At 68.0% G+C, this 20,692-nt stretch carries 22 protein-coding genes; 12 read left to right on the top strand and 10 right to left on the bottom strand.

The window, feature by feature from the left end; translation table 11 throughout:
• The first annotated feature begins 127 nt into the window (after positions 1-127).
• Both SOM26_RS15390 and SOM26_RS15395 read left to right on the top strand, forming a co-directional pair.
• Positions 128-562, top strand: coding sequence for an MAPEG family protein (locus SOM26_RS15390; RefSeq protein WP_320453594.1), 435 nt, complete (start codon positions 128-130; stop codon positions 560-562).
• Complete coding sequence (locus SOM26_RS15395) at positions 562-2,190, top strand: M28 family metallopeptidase (RefSeq protein WP_320453595.1); 1,629 nt, start codon at positions 562-564, stop codon at positions 2,188-2,190. The genes SOM26_RS15390 and SOM26_RS15395 overlap by 1 nt, the downstream gene beginning before the upstream one ends.
• Before the next feature lie 112 nt (positions 2,191-2,302).
• Here SOM26_RS15395 and SOM26_RS15400 read toward each other — a convergent pair whose 3' ends face one another.
• On the bottom strand, positions 2,303-2,986 hold the full coding sequence (locus tag SOM26_RS15400) for an MBL fold metallo-hydrolase (RefSeq protein ID WP_320453596.1): 684 nt from the start codon (positions 2,984-2,986) through the stop codon (positions 2,303-2,305).
• A 98-nt stretch (positions 2,987-3,084) separates the two neighbouring features.
• On the opposite strand from SOM26_RS15400, the gene pabB reads away from it, so the two are divergent.
• The 4 genes from pabB to msrA all read left to right on the top strand — a co-directional run bounded on the left by pabB (position 3,085) and on the right by msrA (position 7,321).
• Complete coding sequence (gene pabB / locus SOM26_RS15405; protein ID WP_320453597.1) at positions 3,085-4,842, top strand: aminodeoxychorismate synthase component I; 1,758 nt, start codon at positions 3,085-3,087, stop codon at positions 4,840-4,842.
• A gap of 54 nt (positions 4,843-4,896) precedes the next feature.
• On the top strand, positions 4,897-6,096 hold the full coding sequence (locus SOM26_RS15410; protein WP_320453598.1) for a pyridoxal phosphate-dependent aminotransferase: 1,200 nt from the start codon (positions 4,897-4,899) through the stop codon (positions 6,094-6,096).
• 145 nt (positions 6,097-6,241) lie between these two features.
• Positions 6,242-6,490, top strand: a complete 249-nt coding sequence (locus SOM26_RS15415) for a hypothetical protein (RefSeq protein WP_320453599.1) — start codon at positions 6,242-6,244, stop codon at positions 6,488-6,490.
• A 165-nt stretch (positions 6,491-6,655) separates the two neighbouring features.
• Positions 6,656-7,321: a peptide-methionine (S)-S-oxide reductase MsrA gene (gene msrA, locus SOM26_RS15420; protein ID WP_320453600.1), complete on the top strand. Its 666-nt coding sequence runs from the start codon at positions 6,656-6,658 to the stop codon at positions 7,319-7,321.
• Positions 7,322-7,452: 131 nt separating this feature from the next.
• Here msrA and pdeM read toward each other — a convergent pair whose 3' ends face one another.
• A complete protein-coding gene (pdeM, locus tag SOM26_RS15425) occupies positions 7,453-8,115 on the bottom strand; it encodes a ligase-associated DNA damage response endonuclease PdeM (RefSeq protein ID WP_320453601.1) in 663 nt (220 codons plus the stop codon).
• 149 nt (positions 8,116-8,264) lie between these two features.
• Between pdeM and SOM26_RS15430 the strand changes: the two genes are divergently transcribed.
• Complete coding sequence (locus tag SOM26_RS15430) at positions 8,265-10,226, top strand: potassium transporter Kup (RefSeq protein WP_414712077.1); 1,962 nt, start codon at positions 8,265-8,267, stop codon at positions 10,224-10,226.
• Positions 10,227-10,395: 169 nt separating this feature from the next.
• On the opposite strand, the gene SOM26_RS15435 is transcribed toward SOM26_RS15430, so the two are convergent.
• Both SOM26_RS15435 and SOM26_RS15440 read right to left on the bottom strand, forming a co-directional pair.
• Positions 10,396-10,662 carry a hypothetical protein gene (locus tag SOM26_RS15435; protein WP_320453603.1) on the bottom strand — a complete coding sequence of 89 codons (267 nt, stop codon included), beginning with the start codon at positions 10,660-10,662 and terminating at the stop codon, positions 10,396-10,398.
• Positions 10,663-10,780: 118 nt separating this feature from the next.
• Complete coding sequence (locus SOM26_RS15440; RefSeq protein WP_320453674.1) at positions 10,781-12,169, bottom strand: DEAD/DEAH box helicase; 1,389 nt, start codon at positions 12,167-12,169, stop codon at positions 10,781-10,783.
• 277 nt (positions 12,170-12,446) lie between these two features.
• Here SOM26_RS15440 and SOM26_RS15445 point away from each other — a divergent pair, with 277 nt between their 5' ends.
• The gene (locus SOM26_RS15445; RefSeq protein WP_320453604.1) at positions 12,447-13,448 is read left to right on the top strand and encodes a fumarylacetoacetate hydrolase family protein; all 1,002 of its coding nucleotides are present in this window, start codon (positions 12,447-12,449) and stop codon (positions 13,446-13,448) included.
• Between the two features lie 169 nt (positions 13,449-13,617).
• Here SOM26_RS15445 and SOM26_RS15450 read toward each other — a convergent pair whose 3' ends face one another.
• The gene (locus SOM26_RS15450) at positions 13,618-13,908 is read right to left on the bottom strand and encodes a 4a-hydroxytetrahydrobiopterin dehydratase (RefSeq protein WP_320453605.1); all 291 of its coding nucleotides are present in this window, start codon (positions 13,906-13,908) and stop codon (positions 13,618-13,620) included.
• A 56-nt stretch (positions 13,909-13,964) separates the two neighbouring features.
• On the opposite strand from SOM26_RS15450, the gene SOM26_RS15455 reads away from it, so the two are divergent.
• From SOM26_RS15455 to SOM26_RS15470, 4 genes are read left to right on the top strand one after another with little or no spacing between them, the layout of a single operon-like run.
• Positions 13,965-14,384, top strand: coding sequence for a metallopeptidase family protein (locus tag SOM26_RS15455; RefSeq protein WP_320453606.1), 420 nt, complete (start codon positions 13,965-13,967; stop codon positions 14,382-14,384).
• A complete protein-coding gene (gene ccmA / locus SOM26_RS15460; RefSeq protein WP_320453607.1) occupies positions 14,381-14,971 on the top strand; it encodes a heme ABC exporter ATP-binding protein CcmA in 591 nt (196 codons plus the stop codon). Before SOM26_RS15455 ends, ccmA begins: the two co-directional genes overlap by 4 nt.
• Positions 14,968-15,606, top strand: coding sequence for a heme exporter protein CcmB (locus SOM26_RS15465; protein WP_320453608.1), 639 nt, complete (start codon positions 14,968-14,970; stop codon positions 15,604-15,606). The genes ccmA and SOM26_RS15465 overlap by 4 nt, the downstream gene beginning before the upstream one ends.
• Before the next feature lie 4 nt (positions 15,607-15,610).
• A complete protein-coding gene (locus SOM26_RS15470) occupies positions 15,611-16,363 on the top strand; it encodes a methyltransferase (protein WP_320453609.1) in 753 nt (250 codons plus the stop codon).
• Between the two features lie 91 nt (positions 16,364-16,454).
• Here the strand turns inward: SOM26_RS15470 and SOM26_RS15475 are convergent, their stop codons facing one another.
• Genes SOM26_RS15475 through SOM26_RS15495 form a run of 5 tightly spaced genes read right to left on the bottom strand, consistent with a single transcriptional unit; the run spans position 16,455 to position 20,664 of the window.
• A complete protein-coding gene (locus SOM26_RS15475) occupies positions 16,455-17,324 on the bottom strand; it encodes a class I SAM-dependent methyltransferase (RefSeq protein WP_056438649.1) in 870 nt (289 codons plus the stop codon).
• 9 nt (positions 17,325-17,333) lie between these two features.
• Positions 17,334-18,722 carry a threonine synthase gene (gene thrC, locus SOM26_RS15480; protein ID WP_320453610.1) on the bottom strand — a complete coding sequence of 463 codons (1,389 nt, stop codon included), beginning with the start codon at positions 18,720-18,722 and terminating at the stop codon, positions 17,334-17,336.
• A gap of 13 nt (positions 18,723-18,735) precedes the next feature.
• Positions 18,736-19,356 carry an SURF1 family cytochrome oxidase biogenesis protein gene (locus SOM26_RS15485; RefSeq protein WP_320453611.1) on the bottom strand — a complete coding sequence of 207 codons (621 nt, stop codon included), beginning with the start codon at positions 19,354-19,356 and terminating at the stop codon, positions 18,736-18,738.
• Positions 19,353-19,793, bottom strand: coding sequence for a DUF983 domain-containing protein (locus tag SOM26_RS15490; protein WP_414712074.1), 441 nt, complete (start codon positions 19,791-19,793; stop codon positions 19,353-19,355). Before SOM26_RS15490 ends, SOM26_RS15485 begins: the two co-directional genes overlap by 4 nt.
• On the bottom strand, positions 19,753-20,664 hold the full coding sequence (locus tag SOM26_RS15495) for a cytochrome c oxidase subunit 3 (protein ID WP_320453613.1): 912 nt from the start codon (positions 20,662-20,664) through the stop codon (positions 19,753-19,755). The genes SOM26_RS15490 and SOM26_RS15495 overlap by 41 nt, the downstream gene beginning before the upstream one ends.
• Positions 20,665-20,692 lie beyond the last annotated feature (28 nt).

The raw sequence follows: 20,692 nt of genomic DNA on the forward strand, positions 1-20,692 counted from the left end.
CCGCGTGAGCACCCAGCCGGACGCATCGCGAAGCCCCGCGCCTATAGCGAGTTTTGCCGATGTTGCAAGCGCGGGCGCAGGATGGCACGCCGTGCCCAGGTTCAATTCACGAAAGAATACGGCGCTTATGATACTGCCCGTCACGCTCAGCATCGCGGCGGCCGCCGCGCTGGTCAACCTGTGGCTTGCCCTGCGAATCGTCGTCGGGCGGGTGCGCGGCAAGGTGATGATCGGCGACGGCGGCGATTCGCGACTCGGGGCGGGGATGCGCGCCCAGGCCAATTTCGTGGAATATGCGCCCTTCGTCCTGATCCTGATGGGCCTGGTCGAACTGGCCGGGGGCTCGGCCTTCTGGCTGTGGGTGCTGGGCGGTGCGTTCATCCTGGCGCGAATCGGCCATGGCTGGGGCATGATGCGCCCGGCGCCCAATATCGGGCGTGCGGGCGGCGCGATCGGAACCTGGGCCATCCTGGCCTTGTTGGCAGGCTGGGCGATCGGCATCGTCTATACCGCGCAGGCGATCCCTGTCGCGACCACCACCATCGTGAGGATCGACCGCTGATGATTCGCCTGCCCCTGATCGCGCTGGCCGCCGTCGCACTGACCGCCGCCGCGCCCGACCCCATTTCGCCGCAGCGGCTGTCGGCGGATGTGAAGACCCTTGCCTCCGACGCGTTCGAAGGGCGCGCGCCCGGCACGCCGGGTGAGGCGAAGACGGTCGACTGGCTGGTCGCGCAGTTCAAGGCGATGGGCCTGCAACCCGGCGGCCCGAACGGCCAGTGGACGCAGGCCGTGCCGCTGATCCGCACACAGATCGGGCAGGGGACGATGCGGGCGGGGGCGATGCCGCTGGTGCAGGGGCAGGGCATCTATGTCTCGACCGTGCGGCCCCTCGACCGGGTCGCCATCCGGAACGCACCGATGGTCTTTGTCGGCTACGGCGTCCACGCGCCCGAGCGCGGCTGGGACGATTTCAAGGGCGTCGACTTGAAGGGCAAGATCGCCGTCTTCCTGGTCAACGACCCCGATTTCGAGGCGGTCGCGGGCGCCGACGCCAAGGGTAAGTTCGGCGACCGGCGCATGACCTATTATGGCCGCTGGACCTATAAATATGAGGAAGCGGCGCGGCAGGGCGCGATCGGGGCGCTGATCGTCCATGATACCGCAGGGGCGGGTTATGGCTGGGCGACGGTCACGGCTCCGGCGGGCGAGAATTACGATATCGTGCGCAGCGACCCGACCTCGCGCATCCTGCTGCAAGGCTGGCTGTCGGGCGAGTCGGCGGGCAAGCTGTTCGCCGCCGCGGGGCTGGACCTGACGCAGCAGCGCGCGCTTGCGCGCCGTGCCGATTTCCGGCCCGTCGAATTGAAGGGCCAGGCGTTCTCCGCCGACCTGCCCGTCACCACCGTTCGTGCCGAGAGCCGCAACGTGCTCGCCAGGCTGCCCGGCAGGACGCGTCCCGACGAAGTCGTGATGTTCGGCGCGCATTGGGATGCGTACGGCAAGGGCAAGGCGGATGCGCAGGGGCGGACGATTCGCCCCGGCGCCAATGACGACGCGCTGGGCGTGGCGGGCGTGCTGGAACTGGCGCGCGCCTACAAGGCCGCACCCCCGACCGATCGCAGCCTGGTCTTCGCGCTGTGGACCGGCGAGGAGCGCGGACTGTTGGGGTCGGAGACCTATGCGGTGAAGCCGGTCTATCCGCTCGCCAAGACGGTCGCGAACCTGACGCTCGACATCCTTCAGACGGCGGGACCGTCGAAGGACGTGATGCTGGTCGGCGACGGGCAGAACGACCTTGAGGACCGGCTAAAGGCCGCCGCCGCCGCGCAAGGGCGCATGGTGACGCCCGAGGCTCTTCCCGAGCGTGGGCTGTTCTACCGGGCCGATCACTTCTCGGTCGCGCGGCGCGGCGTGCCGACGCTGCTGCTGATGGCGATCAGCGGCGCGCCCGATCTGGTCGCGGGCGGACGTCCTGCGGGGCAGGCGTGGCTCGACGGCTATATGCGCTGTTATCACCAGACCTGTGATGCCTGGGACGCAAAATGGGACTTGCGCGGGGCGGCGGCGGATGTCGGGCTGTTCTATCGGATCGGGCGCGAGCTGGCCGATGGGCGCGACTGGCCCGAGTGGCGGGCCGGGTCCGAGTTCAAGGCGATTCGGGCGGAGAGCGCTGCGGAGCGGAAGTAATCCCTTGGCCTTCGACGCCGCTCAGGCTGAACGGGGTTTGGTAACGCATACCCACTTCCGTTCAGGCTGAGCGAAGTCGAAGCCCACGCCCCCAACCTCACCGCCCCACGCCTCACCCCAGGCCCAGCACCCGGTCCGCGACGAACGCATTGCTCTGCCGCTCATGGCCGAAGGTGCTGGGCTGGCCATGGCCCGGAATGAACGCGGTTTCGTTGCCCAGTGGCCACAGCTTCTCGACGATCGAGCGAATCAGCGTGTCGTGATCCCCGCCGGGCAGGTCCGATCGCCCGACCGATCCCTGGAACAGCACGTCGCCGACCAGCGCGAAATGCGACGGGGCGTGGTGGAAGATCACATGGCCGCGCGTATGGCCCGGCGTCTCGTACACATTGAGGGTGAGGTCGCCGATCGTCACCGTGTCGCCCTCGGACAGCCAGCGGGTGGGCTCCAGCACCTGCGCCGGGATGCCATAGGCCTGGCCGTCCTCGTCCAGCCGCGCGAGCCAGAAACGATCCTCCTCCTGCGGCCCCTCGACCGGCACGGACAGCGCGTCGGACAGCGCCTTGGCCCCGCCCGCATGGTCGATATGGCCATGAGTCAGAAGGATTTTCTCGACCCTGACGCCCGTCTTGGCGATCGCGTCGTGAATGCGCGGCAGGTCGCCGCCGGGGTCGACCACCGCCGCCTTCATCGTCGCGGTGCACCACACGACCGAACAGTTCTGCTGGAGTGGGGTTACCGGCACGATCGCGGCGCGCAGCGGCGGGTTGGCTTGGGTCTGGCTCGCATCGGTCATGGCGCAGGAGATAGGGGCTGGCGCAGCCGGGGCCAATCCTTACTTGCCCCAATCCTTACTTGCCAGCCTCCCTGCGCGCCGTGCATGGATCGTGTTTCATGCAACGGCCCGTCCCTCCTTTCGTCCTGCTCGACGACGCCCGTGACGGGGGAGCGGCGGCACGCCTGTACACGCGGCCGGTCGATATCGTGGTCGCGCACCGTCCGGAGGAGGTGCTTGCCGCCCTGGCGACGCTGCGTCGGGCACAGGGGCAAGGGCTGCATGCGGTCGGCTATCTGAGCTATGAAGCGGGCACCGCGTTCGAGCCTGGGGTGGCCCCGCGGCCCGATGCGGCACCTGCGACGCCTTTGCTCTGGTTCGGGTTGTTCGAGGATTATGCGACGATCGACGTCGATGCGTTCCTTCCCGATCCCGCCGGGGCCATGATCGGCGACCTGGTGCCCGAGGTCGGCCCGGAGCGTCACGGCGAGCAGTTCGCTGCGGTCCAGACGCTGATCGCGGCGGGCGACCTCTATCAGGTCAACCAGACTTTCCGGGCGAGCGTGCCGGTTTCGGGCGATCCGCTGGCGCTCTATGCGGGCTTGCGGGCCTGGTCGAAGGCGGGCTGGGGCGCGGTGGTCGCCACGGGGCAGGCGACGATCCTGTCGCTGTCGCCCGAGATGTTCTTCGCGCTTGAGGGGAGCCGCCTGACCGCGCGGCCGATGAAGGGCACCGCCCGGCGCGAGGCTGATCCCGCCGCCGACGCGCGCGCCGCCAAGGCATTGTGCGAGGACCCCAAGCAGCGCGCCGAAAACCTGATGATCGTCGACCTGATGCGCAACGACCTGTCGCGGGTCGCGCGTGCGGGCAGCGTGGCGGTGCCCGCGCTGTTCGCGGTCGAACCCTATCCGACGGTGCATCAGATGGTGTCGACCGTCACCGCCGAACTGGCCGAGGGGCGCGACGCGGTCGATGTGCTGACCGCGCTGTTCCCCTGCGGCTCGATCACCGGCGCGCCCAAGATCCGTGCGATGCAGGCGATCCGCGATATCGAGGATTCGCCGCGCGGCCTGTATACCGGCGCGATCGGGCGGCTGGATGCCCATGGCGATGCGATGTTCAACGTCGCAATCCGTACGCTGACCTGGCCGGTCGGGGCCGACCATGCGGTGCTGGGCCTGGGATCGGGCGTGGTGGCCGACTCGGCTGCCGAGGCCGAATGGGACGAGTGCCTGGCCAAGGGGGCGTTCCTGAACGGCGGGCGGCCGGATTTCGACCTGATCGAAACCATGGCCTTCGATCCCGTCGAGGGTATCCAGCATCTGGAGGCGCATCTGGCGCGGATGAAGGCGAGTGCGGCGGCGCTCGGCTTCCGGTTCGACCGGCATGATGCGCGCAACGAGTTGCAGGCGGCAACCTTTCGCCTGCGCGATGCCCGGCGCATCCGCCTGCTGCTCGCGCGCAGCGGCGCGGTGGTGGTCGAGGTGGGGCCTGCGCCTGCGCCTTTCGCCGATGTCGTGCCGGTGCGGATCGTGCCGCTGCCGGTGTCGCCCGACGACCTGCGCCTGCGCCACAAGACCAGCGCGCGTGGCTTCTACGACGCAGCCCGGATCGGGGCGGGCACCGCCGAGGTGGTGTTCGAGGCACCGGACGGCGCACTGACCGAGGGCAGCTATACCTCGTTGTTCGTCGAGCGGGATGGCCGGTTGGTCACGCCGCCGCTGGCGACGGGCCTGCTTCCCGGTGTGCTGCGCCGCCATCTGATCGACGGCGGCCAAGCGGTCGAGGGACGGCTGACTCGCGGCGACCTTCGCGATGGATTCTTGCTTGGCAACGCGCTTCGCGGATTGTTTCGTGCACGAATGGTTGCGGATTGAGGCGCTGACCGGCTAAGGGCGACGCGCATTCTCCTGACGCAAAGGTTCCGTTTCATGCAGCCCTCCGCCGCGCTCGGCCGTATCAGCCCGTCCCCCACGCTCGCCATCACCAGCCGCGTGATGGAGCTGAAGCGCGCCGGCGTCGACGTGATCGGGCTGGGCGCGGGCGAGCCCGACTTCGACACGCCGGACTTCGTCAAAGAGGCCGCGATCCAGGCGATCCGCGACGGCAAGACCAAATACACCAATGTCGACGGTACGCCCGAGTTGAAGGCCGCGATTGCGGCCAAGTTCGCGCGCGACAACGGCCTGACCTATAAGGCCGACCAGATCAGCGTGAATGTCGGCGGCAAGCACACCCTGTTCAACGCGATGGTCGCGACCATCGACGCGGGCGACGAGGTCGTGATCCCCGCACCCTACTGGGTCAGCTATCCGGATGTCGTCCAGTTTGCGGGTGGCGTGCCGGTGATCGTCAAGGCGGGGCCCGAACAGGGATATAAGCTGACGCCGGAGGCGTTGGACTCGGCGATCACGTCGAAGACCAAGTGGGTCATCCTCAACTCGCCGTCCAACCCGACGGGTGCTGGCTATACCGCCGACGAGCTGAAGGCGCTGGGTCAGGTGATCCTTCGCCACCCGCATGTCTGGGTCTTCGCCGACGATATGTACGAGCATATCGTCTATGACGGCTTCCGCTTCGCCACCATCGCGCAGGTCTGCCCCGAACTGTACGATCGCACGCTGACCGTGAACGGCTGTTCCAAGGCCTATGCCATGACCGGCTGGCGCATCGGCTATGCGGGCGGCGCGCCCTGGCTGATCAAGGCGATCGCCAAGCTGCAGTCGCAGTCGACTTCCAACCCCTGTTCGGTGGCGCAGGCGGCGGCGACCGCCGCACTGACCGGCGACCAGAGTTTCCTGGCCGAGCGCAACCTAGCCTTCCAGGCGCGGCGCGACATGGTGGTGGCGATGCTGAACGCGATTCCCGGCATGACCTGCCCGACACCGGAGGGCGCCTTCTATGTCTATCCGTCCTTCGCGCCCCTGATCGGCAAGACCACGCCCTCGGGCCGGTTGATCGACAGCGACGAGGCGTTCGTTGGCTATCTGCTCGACGATGCGAAGGTGGCGGCGGTGCAGGGTGCGGCGTTCGGCCTCTCGCCTGCGATGCGAATCAGCTATGCGACCTCTGATTCGCTGCTCAAGGAGGCATGCACCCGCATCCAGACGGCTTGCGCCGCGCTGAAATAAATCAGGAAACCAGCCGCCGCATGGTGCGGCGCGAAAGCCAGCCGATCCGGTCAAGCCACCGGATCGGCTGGCTTTTTCATATCGTCCTGTGCGCCGCAGCAATATGGCTTAACTGTGGCATGAACGACACGTCCACGTGCCGTTAATGCAGCGTTTCTATAAACGTCATTGTCGGAACGGCGCCGATCGACCAGATGGCGCCCGGATGATCGCTCGCCCCACCGGGGAGCGACCCGCTAAAACAGGTGAAGTAACGATGCGTGCCCTCTTCAAGTCCAGTTTCGTGTGGCAGTTCGCCGGCGGATTTGCGCTGGGAGCCCTGGGTCTCGTGGTCCTTCACCCGGCCGAAGCACCCAGCCGCTATGGCTCGGCGCCGATCGAGGCGGTTCGTTAAGGGGTTTTCTGGCAGGGTCATTCCCGTGACCTTCGACTTCGCTCAGGCGGAACGGAGGTTGGGATTAGCCCTACGACACAACAGCCGTTCAGGCTGAGCGAAGTCGAAGCGCACGCCCGACGCTCACCCCTAGCCGAACCCCCAGACCCACCCCATATTCGGGCGATGCGCAACTCCCTCTGCCTCGCCTTGGCAGCGACCGCATTCGGCGCGATCGCCCTGTCCTCCCTCCCCGCCGCCGCCGAACGCGCGGTGCCCCTGCCCAAGGCCACGCTTGACGTGTCGACCGCTCAGCGTCCTCAGGTCGCGGTGCTGGCAGGCGGCTGCTTCTGGGGCATGGAGGCGGTGTTCGAGCGGGTGAAGGGCGTGCGCAGCGTCACCGCGGGCTATGCCGGTGGGCTGCGAGAGGATGCGAATTACGGCGCGGTCTCGACCGAGCGTACCGGCCATGCCGAGGCGATCCGCATCACCTATGACCCCGCGCAAGTGTCCTATGCGACGCTGCTGCGCGTCTATTTCGCGATCGCGCATGACCCGACCCAGGTCGGTGGACAGGGCCCCGATCGCGGGCCCAGCTACCGCTCGGCCATCTTCGCGCAGACGCCCGATCAGGCCCGCGTCGCCCGCGCCTATATCGCGCAGTTGAGCCGCGGCCATGCCTTTGCCCGGCCGATCACCACCCGGATCGAACAGGGCAGTTTCTTCCCGGCCGAGGCCGAGCACCAGAATTTCTACGACCGCAATCCGACGCACCCGTACATCGTGCATTGGGACAAGCCCAAGGTGGCGGGCTTCCGCGCGGGGTTTCCCGATCTGGCACGGGCGGGATAACGGTCCTTTCTGATCCTCCCCTGCAAGGGGAGGTGGCAGGGCGTAGCCCCGACGCAGGGGTGAAGCGACACCCCCTCCACCACCGGTTCGCGGCGGTTTCCCTAGCTTGGAGGGGTAGGATCAGGCGGCGATCACGCCGCCACCGGAAATCGCAACATCCGGTCGCGCACCGGCACCAGCGCCTCGGCCGGACGGCCGACTGCCTGGCGCAGCGCGGGGTGATCGACGTCCAGTCCGCCGGTCAGCGCCCCGAAGGCGGGCAGGATCAGCTTGTGCGCGGTGCCGACGAAACAGCGTCGCGCGACCAGCTTGCCGCGCACCCTGACCCGCAGCTTGGGATGGAAATGGCCCGACAATTCGGGCCGCGTCTCGGCCGGATCGGCTTCGTGGCGCAGGACGAGGCCGTCGACCAGCGCCTCGTCGGTCACCGCGCCGCCGCACCGGTCGCGCATCACCGGATCATGATTGCCAGTGATCCAGGTCCACGCGGTCGCGCCTGTCAGCCGCAGCAGCATCGCACGTGCTTCGGGCAGCAGCCGGTCGCACCCCTCGGCATCGTGGAAACTGTCACCCAGGCACCAGACCTCGCGCGCGCCGGTGCGGGCGACGACGTCGGTCAATTCGGTCAGCGTGGCGAGCGAATCATAGGGTGGCAGCATCTGTCCCTTGCCCGCATACCAGCTGGCCTTCTCCAGATGCAGGTCGGCCACCAGCAAGGCGGCGCGGGCGGGCCAGAACAGCGCGCCATCGGACAGGGCGGTAAAGTCGTGGCCACCGAACGAAAAGGGAACCATTTGCCGTCCATGCGCTTGACGCTCGGCAATATCAAGCGTTTGCATGGGCCGGTGGAAAGCCCTTGCGTCGGGCGCGCAGAAGCGTAAAGCGCGCCGTCATTTTGGCACAGGGGGTTCCGGCGGGCATGACGGGCACGGCAACCGAGAATATGGGCCAGGATTCCTCATCCGGCGACAGTGATAAGACAGGGGACAAGACGGGCGTTCAGCGGCATCCGGCGCTGGTTGCGCTGACGATCGGTGCCATCGGCGTGGTGTTCGGTGATATCGGCACCAGTCCGCTCTATGCCTTTCGCGAGGCCCTGTCGCAGTCGGCCGGGGACGGCATCGATCCGACCGAGATCCTTGGCGTCCTGAGCCTGGCGCTCTGGTCACTGATCCTGGTCGTGACCGTCAAATACGTCATTTTCCTGATGCGCGCCGACAACCAAGGTGAAGGTGGCGTGCTGGCGCTGGCCGCACTGGCCCGGCGCGCGGCGGGGGTCCGATCGCGTGTCGCATTGGTGCTGGGCGCGATCGGTGCCTCGCTCTTCTACGGCGATGCGATCATCACACCCGCGCTGTCGGTCCTATCGGCGATGGAGGGGCTGCGCACCATTCCGGCGGCGGCGACGATCTTCGACGAAAACGTGATCCGGCTGTGCACCATCGTCATCCTGGTCGCGCTGTTCTGTATCCAGTCGCGGGGTACGGCGCAGGTGTCGAAGCTGTTCGGTCCGATCTGCATCCTCTGGTTCTTCGTCATCGGCGGCCTGGGCATCTGGCACATCGCCGACGAACCCTCGATCGCGCGGGTGATCTGGCCGGGATACGGGGTCAGCTTCCTGATCAGCCACGGCGTCGTCGGGCTGTTCGTGCTGGGCGCGGTGTTCCTGACCGTGACCGGCGCGGAGGCGCTGACCGCCGATATGGGGCATTTCGGGCGGCTGCCGATCCGTATCGGCTGGTTCTCGCTCGTCCTGCCCTCGCTGACGCTCAACTATCTGGGGCAGGGCGCGTTCGCACTCTCGTCGCTGGAGGCGGCGGCGGCGAGCGGCAAGCCCTTCACCAACCAGGACTGGTTCTTCCTGATGGCGCCCGAGCCGCTTCGCCCCGCGCTGATCGTGCTGGCGGGCCTGGCCACCGTCATTGCGGCGCAGGCGGTCATCACCGGCGCCTTCTCGCTGACGCAGCAGGCGATCCAGCTGGGCCTGTTGCCGCGCCTGCGCGTCCGGCAGACCTCGGCCGATTTCCAGGGGCAGATCTACCTTCCCGCGATCAACTGGCTGTTGCTGTTCGGCGTGCTGGTGCTGGTGATCCAGTTCAAGACGTCCTCGGCGATGGCGGCGGCGTACGGCATCGCGGTGACGGGGACGATGGTCGTCACCACCTGCCTGGCCTATCTGGTGGTGCGTCACCGCTGGGGCTGGTCGCGGTGGCTTGCGGCGGCGGCGATCCTGCCCTTCCTGACGCTCGACCTCGTCTTCTTCGGCGCGAACATCCTGCGCGTGATCGAAGGCGGCTGGGTGCCGCTGCTGGTCGGGGCTGGCGTGGGCATGACCATCCACACCTGGGTGCGCGGGCGCGGTATCGTGTCGGCGTTCGAGAAGCGGCAGGCGATCCCGCTGGCGGACCTGGCCGCCGCACTGACCAAGCGCCCACCCGAGCGCGTGCCGGGCACCGCTGTCTTCCTGACCGCCAACCCGGCCTCGGCACCGGGCGCGCTGCTCCACAATCTCAAGCACAACAAGATCCTGCACGAACAGAATCTGATCGTGACGATCCGCACCGCCGATCGCCCCGTCGTGCTTCCCGAGCGCCGCGCGCATGTCGAGCGGGTGGACGACAATTTCGCGACCGTCGTGCTGACCTATGGCTTCATGGAAACGCCCGACGTGCCGCGCGACCTGCCGCGCAATTTCGGGCTGGAGCAACGGCCCAACGGGCTCGACCCAATGAAGACCAGCTTCTTCATCGGCCGCAACACGCTGAAGCCAGAGGCGGAAAAGGGCATGCCGCCCTGGCAGGATCGCCTGTTCATGTTCCTGCAGCGCAATGCCAGCGACCCGACCGACTTCCTGCGCATCCCGCCGGGCAAGGTGCTCGAACTGGGCGAGCAGGTCACGGTGTAGGCTGGTCCTCCCCAAGCTCGCTTGGGGAGGGGGACCGCCGCGAAGCGGTGGTGGAGGGGCACGGGCCGCTTCGCGATCTTCCGGCGTTAGCGCATCAGGCAGACCGCTGGCCTGCCCCTCCACCACCGGGCCGACGCCCGGCGGTCCCCCTCCCCGTGCCGGGGAGGATTTACAGCGTAACCTTGGGCGGCTTGGCGGCCTCGACCGCGACCAGCACCATCTTTTCCCAAATGGCGGGATCGCCCGCATCGGCCATCGCCTGATCGGGCTCGCGCAACGTCCGCAGCACCGCCAGCGCGTCGGACATATGATCGCGCCAATGGTCGTCGACCAGCTTGGCGGCGGATTCGGAATCACCCTTGGCATTGGCGCTCAGCCGCTGGCCGCAGAGCACACGCGCAATGCGTTCGGCAGCGGGGGTGTGGGCAATATCCATGGCAACCTCTCCAGAAGCTCGCGTGTCGTTACGCGGTCAACGCGGGAGAGGGGCTTTGGGGTTCATGCGGGTGCCACCAGCACGCCCCTCCCGTCTACGGGAGGGGCTTAAGAAGGAATCAGCCCTGTGCGCCGCGACCGGCACCGCCGCCGGGGCGGCCGCCGCGACCACGACCACCGCCGCCGCCCGGGCCGCCGGGGGCACCACCACCGCCGCTACGACGGCGCGGCTGGCGACCTTGGGGCGCGCGGGTATCGGTCGCACGTGGGGAATGCGTGGCACGCGGACGCGCCGGATCGCGTGGGCGGTCGACACGCGGCGCGGGGTCGGCACCGATCGCCTTCACGCGCTGCGACTTGATCGTCTCGGCGCGCTTCACGAAGTCGGCGGGAAGCGGCACGACGGTGACCTTCTGCCGCGTCAGCTTCTCGATATCCTTCAGATAGGCGCGCTCGTCCTCGGCACAGAAGGCGATGGCCATGCCCGAGCGACCCGCACGCGCGGTGCGGCCGATCCGGTGGACATACTGCTCGGCGACGTTGGGCAGTTCGAAGTTGAAGACGTGGCTGACGCCCGGAATGTCGATGCCGCGCGCGGCGATGTCGGTCGCCACCAGCACGCGGGTCTGGCCCGAGCGGAACTCGCCCAGCGCCCGCTCGCGCTGGCCCTGGCTCTTGTTGCCGTGGATCGCATTGGCGGCGATGCCGTTGCCCGCCAGCAGCTTCACGACGCGGTCCGCGCCATGCTTGGTGCGGGTGAAGACCAGCGCCAGTTCGATCGCCGGATCGGCGAGCAGGATGGTCAGCAGCGCCTGCTTTTCGGCTTGCGTGACGAAGGTCACCGACTGGTCGACACGCTCGGCGGTGGTCGCCACCGGGGTGACGGTGACGGTCGCCGGATTGTCGAGGAACTTGTCGGCCAGGTCGCGGATCGCGGCGGGCATGGTCGCCGAGAAGAACAGGGTCTGGCGCTTGCGCGGGATCATCTTCACGATGCGGCGCAGCGCGTGGATGAAGCCCAGGTCGAGCATCTGGTCGGCTTCGTCGAGCACCAGGATCTCGATCATCGACAGGTTCAGGAAGCCCTGCTCGACCAGGTCGATCAGGCGGCCCGGCGTGGCGACCAGAATGTCGACGCCGCGCGACAGATCCTGGCGGTTCTTGTTCAGGCTGGTGCCGCCAAAGACGGTCGCGACCGCCAGCTTGGAAAACTTGGCATAGCCCTTGGCATTTTCGGCGATCTGGCTGGCCAGTTCGCGGGTCGGGGCCAGGACGAGCATCCGGCAATGAGTCGGCAGGACGCGCTTATTGGCTTCGACCAGACGCTGGATCGACGGCAGGACGAACGCGGCGGTCTTGCCGGTGCCGGTCTGCGCGATACCGAGCAGGTCGCGGCCCTCCAGCAACGTCGGGATCGAATCACGCTGGATCGGGGTGGGCTCGGAATAGCCCTTGGCTTCGAGCGCACGGACGAGCGGCTCGGCAAGACCGAGTTCGGAAAAGGACATGGGAATACTTTCAGACATGGCGCACGTGTCACGGAGGGCCGCGAAGAGCGGCGCCGGGGTTGATGACACCCCGCGTGACAAGGGAAGCCTGGAGACAGGGTCGGGGCGGAGCCGGGACTGGAAAGTCCGTTCACGCTGCAAGTGGACGCCTTCGACGGGCGGGCATGTGCGCTGCCCATTGCCAAAAGTCAAGTTTCGGGCAGGATCGGTGTCGCGAAGCGTGACAATCGCGGGCGGATGGTTACATCCGATACCAAATAGGCAAGAGGAGTCCTGCATGAAACTCGCCAGTCTGAAACAGGGTCGTGACGGCAAGCTGGTCGTCGTGTCGAGCGACCTGGCCTGGTACGCGGATGCGGGCCATATCGCCCCGACGCTCCAGGCCGCGCTCGACGATTGGGAGACACACGCGCCCGCGCTCGCCAATCTGGCGACCGACCTGGACCATGAAGCGATCCCGCGCGCGCGCTTCCACGAACATGACGCCGCCTCGCCGCTGCCGCGCGCCTATCAATGGGCGGACGGCTCGGCCTATGTGAATCACGTCGCGCTCGTGCGGCAGGCGCGCGGGGCGGAACTGCCCGACAGCTTCTGGCACGATCCGCTGATGTATCAGGGCGGGTCGGACGGTTTCCTGGGGCCGCGCGATGCGATCCCGCTGGCCGACGAAAGCTGGGGCTGCGACTTGGAGGGCGAGGTGGTCGTCGTCACCGGCGACGTGGCTGCGGGGGCCAGTCGCGAGGAAGCGCTGGCGGCGATCCGGCTGGTCGGGCTGACCAACGACGTGTCGTTGCGCGGCCTGATTCCCGGCGAGCTGGCCAAGGGCTTCGGTTTTTTCCAGTCCAAGCCTGCCTCGGCCTTTTCGCCGGTCTTCGTCACCCCCGAATCGCTCGGCGACTGGTGGCAGGACGGCAAGCTGCACCGCGTGCTGAAGGTCGACCTGAACGGCCAGCCCTTTGGCCGCGCCGATGCGGGGCAGGACATGACCTTCGACTTCGGCACGCTGGTCGCCCATGCGGCGAAGACCCGCGCGCTGGGGGCGGGGACGATCATCGGCTCTGGCACCGTGTCCAATCGCGATTCGGACGGCGGCCCGGGCAAGCCGGTCGCCGAGGGCGGCGTCGGCTATAGCTGCCTGGCCGAGCTGCGCATGATCGAGACGATCCGTGGCGGTGAGCCGGTCACCCCGTTCCTGAAGAAGGGCGACACCGTCCGTATCTGGATGGAGGACGACCGCCACCATCCGATCTTCGGCGCGATCGAGCAGACCGTCGGCTGAACCTCGATCCTCCCCAAGCCATGCTTGGGGAGGGGGACCGCCGCGAAGCGGTGGTGGAGGGGCATGGCCGGGCCGTTGCCGATCGCGGTGAATGCGGGGCATCGCCCCTCCACCACCCGCCTGCGCCGGGCGGTCCCCCTCCCCATCGAAGATGGGGAGGATTGGGATTTTACTCCACCAGCGCGTCGATCGCCTCGGCCATGTCGATGTCGCGCGCGGACAGGCCGCCCGCGTCATGGGTGGTCAGCACGATATCCACCCGGTTCCAGACATTGGACCATTCGGGGTGATGATCCGCCTTCTCCGCCAGCAGCGCCACGCGGGTCATGAAGCCGAATGCCTCGTTGAAATCGGCAAAGACGAAACGGCGGCTGATCGCATCGCGTGATTCGTCCCAGTCCCATTCGATGAGGCCGTCCAGTGCCTCGTCCCGGTCCAGTTCGCTCAGCCGCTCCACCATAGCCGTCCCTTTGCTTCTCTTGTTCTTTTGGCCGGCACAGCGGTATGACGACGCGCATGAGCGGGCAAGATGCGATCGGTGAAGCGCCGACTGCCGACGTGATCGAGCGGATTGCGCGGGATGCGATCGCACGCCTGCCCGCCGCGTTCGCCGCGCATCTGGGCGATGTCGTCCTGATCGTCGAGGAACATGCCGATGACGAGACGCTGGCGGCGTTGGGCATCGAGCATCCGCTCGACCTGAGCGGGCTCTATCATGGCCGCCCGGTGGGCGAGAAAAGTTCGATGGATTCCGGGGCATTGCCCGACCGCATCCACCTCTATCGCCGTGCCATACTGGACGAATGGATCGAGACCGGGGTGCGGCTGGACGATCTGGTCGTGCATGTGACGATCCACGAGATCGGCCATCATTTCGGCCTGTCCGACGACGACATGCATACCCTGGAAGAGGCGATGGACGGCCCGGCGACGTGATCCTTTCGCTGTCCCAGGTCGCCTGCGCACGCGGCGGGCGACTGTTGTTCGCTGGATTGTCGCTGTCGCTCGACCGGGGCGAGGCGGCGGTCGTCACCGGCCCCAACGGGATCGGCAAATCCAGCCTGTTGCGGCTTGCCGCCGGGCTGATCGCGCCGTTCGAGGGGACGGTCGCGCGTGCGGAGCCGATGGCGCTGATGACCGAAGACCTCGCGCTCGACGCCGAACGACGGCTGGGCGATGCGTTGATATTCTGGGCGCGGCTGAATGCCGGTGCCGATGCGCAGGCGCGGGTGACCGCCGCGCTGGCGATGGTGGAGCTGGGCGCGCTGGCCGAGGTGCCGGTGCGCCTGTTGTCGACCGGCCAGCGGCGTCGCGCTGGGCTGGCGCGCGTCCTGGCCGCGCAGGCCCCGCTCTGGCTGCTCGACGAGCCCGGCAACGGGCTCGATACCCGGGGCGTCGCGATGCTGGAGCGGGTGGTCGCGCAGCATCGGGCGGCGGGCGGCGCGGTGCTGCTGACCACGCATCAGCCGCTCGGGGTGCCCGACGCCCGGACGCTCGCGCTGGACGGGTTCGTGCCCGCATGAGCGTCGCCCTCACCCTGATCGCGCGCGACGTGCGGCGGGGTTATGCCGGGGGCGGGGCGGGGCTGGTCTGCGGCTTCTTCCTGCTGGCGGTGGTGTTGTTTCCTTTCGCAATCGGGCCCGACCGGGCGGTGTTGATGCATGTCGGCGGGGGGGCGATCTGGGTCGCGGCGCTGCTCGCGGCGCTGTTGCCGGTCGAGCGGCTGGTCGCGCCCGATGCCGAATCGGGGTGGTTCGACCAGATTCGGGTCCATGGCCTGTCGCTGCCGCTGGTCATGGCGCTGCGAATCGTCGCGCACTGGATCGCCTTTGCGCCGCCACTGATGCTGGCGGCGCTGGTCGCGGGCGGATTGTTCGGCCTGGATCCGGCGGCGGTGGGCCGCGTCGAGGCGGGGTTGCTGCTCGGTACGCCGGGGCTGGCCGCGCTGGCGGTGGCGACGGGCGCGCTGACGGCGGGGTTGCGCGGTACGGGCGGGCTGGCCGGGTTGCTGCTGCTGCCATTGGCGCTGCCGCTGCTGATCTTCGGTGCGGGAAGTGGCGACATGGGTGCGCTCAAGCTGCTGGCGGCGGTGTCGCTGATGCTGGTCGCGGGCGCGCCCTGGATTGCGGCGGCGGCGATCCGTTCGGTGCGCGACTGAGACGATGCGCGAAACCACGGCCATGGCGGCGGCGCGGATCGCGCACGCCTTCGATGCGGCGGCGGCCTATGACGCACATGCCGTGGTCCAGCGGCAGGTCGCCGACTGGCTGGCCGATCGCGTCGTGGCGGTCGCCCCGCCCGCGCCGCGCGTGCTGGAGGTGGGATGCGGGACCGGCTTCCTGACCGGGGCGGTGTTGCCCCGGCTGGTGCGGCCCGACTGGCTGATGACCGATATCGCACCCGCCATGCTGGAACGCGGGCTGGCCAAGCATATGGGCGTGCGTGGGCGGGTGATGGACGGCGAACATCCCCACCTGCCGGGCGAAGCGCCGTTCGACCTGATCGTCAGCAGCCTGGCGGTGCAGTGGTTCGCCGATCTGGAAAGCGGCCTGCGGCGGTTGGCGACATTGCTGGCGCCGGGCGGGCGATTGCTGGTGACGACGCTGGTCGAGGGGACCTTCGCGGCGTGGCATGAGGCGCACCGGGCGGAAGGGTATGTGGCGGGGAGCCCGGCCTATCCGCCGGTCGCGGCGCTGGGGTGGTCGGTCGAGACACGGCGCTTCGAGCAGCGGCACGAATCGGCGGCGGACTTCATGCGCGCGCTCCGGGCGATCGGGGCGGGAACGCCGCGTGAGGGGCACCGGCCGATCCCGCCCGGCGCGATGCGCCGGATTGCGCGGGCGTTCGAGGCGGGCGGGGCGGTCGCGACCTATGAGGTGGCGTTGATCGAAATCCACAACCCCCGTTCGTGCTGAGCGAAGTCGAAGCACACGCCCCGCCGCTATGATCGGGCGTGGCCTTCGACTGCGCTCAGGCTGAACGGAGGTTGGGTAGGGCTGTCGGGCCCTACCGGCTCCACCGCGCCCAGATGGCGGTCGGCAAGGTGAGTCCACGCGCTTCCTCGCGCACGCCGAGTTCGCCGCATTCCACCTTGCCGGGCAGGTCGGCCATCACCTGGCGCATCATCTCGCCGATCGCCATCGCCGACATGCGTACCGCATAGACGGTCAGGAACAGGAAGCGCGAATCGGCATCCAGCAACTGGCGGCAGTTCGCGATCAGGCCGGGCAGGTCTTCCTCCAGCCGCCACACCTCGCCCTCCGGTCCGCGTCCATATTTGGGCGGGTCGAGCAGGATGCCGTCATAGCGCCGCCCGCGCCGAACCTCGCGCGCGACGAACTTGGCGGCGTCGTCGATGATCCAGCGCACCGGCGCATCGCCCAGGCCCGACAGCATCGCATTGCCACGCGCCGCCTCGACCGATTTCTTCGAGGCGTCGACATGAACCATCTTCGCACCTGCGCTGGCCATCGCCAGCGTGCCGACGCCGGTATAGCCGAACAGGTTCATGCACTCCGGCTCGGCCATCCCGTCGACCTGCTCGCGCATCCAGCTCCACACCGGCGCCATGTCGGGGAAGAAGCCGAGATGGCGGAACGGCGTGTTCTGCGCGGTGAAGCGCACCTCGTTCCACTTCAGCGGCCAGCCATCGCGCGGCACCGGTTCGTTGAAGTTCCAGCGACCGCCGCCATCCTCGTCCGAGCCGGGCACGAACTCGGCCGCCGCGCGCCAGTCCTCGGTCGCGGGGGCCCACATCGCCTGCGGTTCGGGGCGGATGAAGCGGAACCGGCCATAGCGTTCCAGCTTGCGACCATGGCCGGAGTCGACCAGCCCGTAATCCGCCCAGGGCTCGCCGATCATCGTTTCGAGTTTCATGGGGATGCGTTAGCGCAAACCATGCCCGTCGATAAAGGCCGTCACCGCGTCGAAGGTGGCGGGCAGGGTGGTATAGCGTTCCTCGCGCTCGAACAGGTCGCCGACGCGGCGGGGCAGCGAAGGGCGGCTGCCGGTCGCGCGCTCGACCGCGTCGGTGAACTTGGCCGGGTGCGCGGTGGCCAGCGTGACCACGGGAACGGTCAGCTCGCTCGCCCGTGCGGCGGACAGGGCGATGGCGGTGTGCGGGTCGAGGATCTGCCCCGCCTCGTCCGCCGCCCAGCGCATCGCGCGGCTCATGTCGTCGGCATCAACGCGGGTGCTGGTGAATAGCGGGGCGATGGCCTGGCTCTGCGCATTGGTCAGCCGCATCGCGCCCGACCCCTCGAAACCCTTCATCTGCGCGGCCAGGGCGTTGCCGTCGCGGCCGTTCGCGTCGAACAACAGGCGTTCGAAGTTCGAGCTGACCTGGATGTCCATCGAGGGGGTGGCCGTCGCCTGGACCTGCCCCTTGGAATAATCGCCAGAGGACAGCGCGCGGTGGAGGATGTCGTTGACGTTGGTCGCGACGATCAGCCGCTCGATGGGCAGGCCCATGCGCGCCGCGACGTAACCGGCGAACACGTCGCCGAAATTGCCCGTCGGCACCGAGAAGGCGACGCGCTTGCCCGGCGCGCCCAGCCGGACGGCGGCGTAGAAATAATAGACGACCTGCGCCATCAACCGCGCCCAGTTGATCGAGTTGACCGCCGACAGGGTATGGCGATCGGCAAAGGCGCGATCGTTGAACATGGCCTTCACCAGGGCCTGGGCATCGTCGAAATTGCCTTCGACCGCGATGTTGTGGACGTTGGGGGCGAGGACCGTCGTCATCTGGCGACGCTGGATCTCGGTCACGCGGCCCACCGGGTGCAGCATGAAGATGTCGATATTGGCGCGCCCTGCCACCGCGTCGATCGCCGCCGATCCGGTGTCGCCGCTGGTCGCGCCGACGATGGTCAGGCGGGTGTCGGTGCCGCGCAGGAATCGCTCGAACAGCAGGCCGAGCATCTGCAGCGCGACGTCCTTGAACGCCAGCGTCGGGCCGTGGAAGAGTTCGAGCAGCCACTGGTCATGGTCGAGCTGGACCAGGGGCGTGACGGCGGCGTGCGAGAAGCGGCCATAGGCGGTGTCGCACAGCGCCTGCAATTCGTCGGCGCCCAGGCTGTCGCCGATAAAGGGCGCCATGATCTTCGCGGCGGTCTGCGCATAGGACAGGCCCGCCAGCCCCTCAATCTCTTCGGGGGTCAGGGACGGCCAGGTTTCGGGGACGTAAAGTCCGCCGTCGCTGGCGAGACCGGCCAGGGTCGCGCCCCGGAAATCGAGGACGGGGGCAGAGCCGCGAGTACTGATATAGCGCATGATGCGCTGCGGCTTAACGGGGTGCGGGCTTCGCGACAACCATTCGATTGCGTCGAAAGACCGCCAAAGCATAGATAATTGCGGCGATGGCGGCGAACAGGAACCATTGGATGGCATAGGCCAGATGGTTGTTGGGCACCGCGTCCAGGTCCGGGCTCGCATTGGGTTCGAGCCCGGCGACCGGCGCATCCGCGACCAGCAGCATCGCCTGGGGCCGGTGATTGAAGGCCGACTGGATCAGCGATCGGCTGTCGGGCGCATGGGCGACATAGCCGCTGACCCGGCCGCCGGACCAGCTGATCTGCTTGCGCGGATCATGGGTGGTGCCCAGCTGGACCTGCATCGCGCCTTGCGGCACCGAACAGGTCGCGATCAGCCGGAAGCCCGCCGCACCCGCGCCCGCGCGGCGGAGGGTGACGGGCGGGTGGCATTCGGCGACCGCGCGGCGAAAGAGCAGGCTCTCGTCGGGCTGGAGCGGAAAGGCGATCACGGCGCGCGCCGGGTTGGCGGCAAGCTGCGCCAGATACGCCTCTTTCTGCGGCAACCGGTCGAGCAGCTGCCACAGGCCGAGCGCGATCATCGTCGCGATCGCCAGGCCGACGATCAGGGTGGGCAGGACGGGGATGCGCGTCATAGCTCGGCATCGTCCTCGGGACGGGCGATCGCCCCCTCGCGCGCTTCGTTACGATATTCGGCGGCCATCAGCGCGCCCTTGGCGACGCGCAGGGAATAGACCACCGCGATCGCGGTCAGGGGCAGCCAGATCAGCATGTGCAGCCACAGCGGCGGATGCAGCGTCAGCTCGACCGTGATCGCGGCGATGGTGATGACCGTGCCCAGGATCAGGGTCAGGAAGGCCGAAGGGCCATCGCCGACATTGAACCGGGTGAAGTCCAGCCCGCACGCCGCGCAGCGATCGGCAAAGGTCACCAGATGCTTCGACAAGAGCGGCCCGGCAAACAAATGGGGCTGGCCGCAACGCGGACACAGCCCCTGAAATGCCGCCTGTGCGATGGTGGGAGGCGTTGGATCAGCCACTATGAACCGGCGCGCCCCAGCCACCCCAGACATAGATGGTGACGAACAGGAACAGCCACACCACGTCGACGAAATGCCAGTACCAGGCCGCCGCCTCGAACCCGAAATGCTGGCGCGGGGTGAAGTCGCCGCGATAGGCGCGGATCAGGCAGACGATCAGGAAGATGGTGCCGACGATGACGTGGAAACCGTGGAACCCGGTCGCCATGAAGAAGGCCGCGCCATAGTTGATGCCCTTGAAGGGGAAGGGCGCGTGCATGTATTCATACGCCTGGATCCCACTGAAGATCAGGCCGAGCACCACGGTCAGCCACAGGCCCTTCAGCACGCCGTCACGGTCGCCGACGCCCAGCGCACCCCACAGGCCGCGCTTCTCGCCGCCGCGCTGGTCGTGGATCAATGCATGGTGCGCCCAGGTGACGGTGGTGCCGCTGGTCAGCAGGATCAGCGTGTTGAGCAAGGGCAGCTTGAAGGCGTCGATCACCTCCAGCCCCTTGGGCGGCCAGGTCGCAGCGATGGCGGCGGCACCCTCGGCCGCGCGTTCGACCTGTCCGTCGACGATGCTCATCGCGGTCGGGAACAGCGAGAAGTCGAAAAACGCCCAGAACCAGCCGACGAAGAACATCACCTCCGACGCGATGAACAGGATGATGCCGTATCGGAAATGCAGCTGCACGACGGGCGTATGGTCGCCATGATGCGCCTCGCGGATCACGTCGGCCCACCAGCTGCCCATGCAGAACAGCACCGCCGCCAAACCGGCCAGGAACGCCCAGCCGCCACCGGACACGCTGTGCATCCACATGATCGCGCCGGAGGCCATGAGCAGCGCCGACATCGAACTGGCCAGCGGCCAGGGGCTCGGCGGCAGGATGTGATAGTCGTGGTTCTTTGCGCCAGCCATGATCCCGTCCCTTAGCTTTTTGCTATTT

Origin of the sequence: Sphingomonas sp. CFBP8993 (assembly GCF_034044895.1) — a bacterium.
Classification (GTDB): domain Bacteria; phylum Pseudomonadota; class Alphaproteobacteria; order Sphingomonadales; family Sphingomonadaceae; genus Sphingomonas.